Genomic DNA, 615 nt, shown 5'->3' with positions numbered 1-615 from the left:
TGTTTTGGGTTTTTACACCATCGTTTTTTGGAAAATAGTCTTGAGCGTTTATTGCTAACACAAAAAATATAGCAATAAACCAAAGGTAATTTTTAAGCATAAATAATATTTATTTTGGTGTTAAATTAGTTAATTTAAGAATTCATTAAAAAATTCTTAACACATTTTAACTTTTGCTACATTTTATGCATTAAAATAATTAACCAAAAGCGCCACAACATAGCTATAACTTTGCATGCCTTTACTTTGGTTATTAGCTTTTAAGTAACCACTATAAAAATATTTAAAAAAGGGCTCAACAGGGTTTTCATGCGCTTCCCAAAACAATCTAACCTCTTCATAATGCTTTAAAATACCTTTATTAATGGTTTTTATAATATCATTAAATAGCGCTTCATCACGTTTATAAATTTCGTTTAGGCAATAGCGCAAACCAAAGGCATATCCGCAGTATTTAAAATATACGTCATCATTATAAATAGAAGCCAAACAACCAATAAAATTAGCTTCGTTTTCGGCAGCATAGCCTAATTGATGTGCCATTTCATGTGCCGATGTAGTAGGGAACTTTATAGTAGGAATTAAACCATCAACCTGGGCCTCATTAGTTAAAGG

Annotated in this window: 1 protein-coding gene; it reads right to left on the bottom strand. The window is 30.1% G+C overall.

From position 1 onward, the window contains the following. Nucleotides 1-183 precede the first annotated feature (183 nt). On the bottom strand, nt 184-615 hold a 432-nt coding region (locus FUA24_RS23425; RefSeq protein WP_148545750.1), incomplete at its 5' end, for a DUF3810 family protein.

The organism is Seonamhaeicola marinus (genome assembly GCF_008085455.1).
This window is presented reverse-complemented; position numbering and strand designations above follow the sequence as displayed.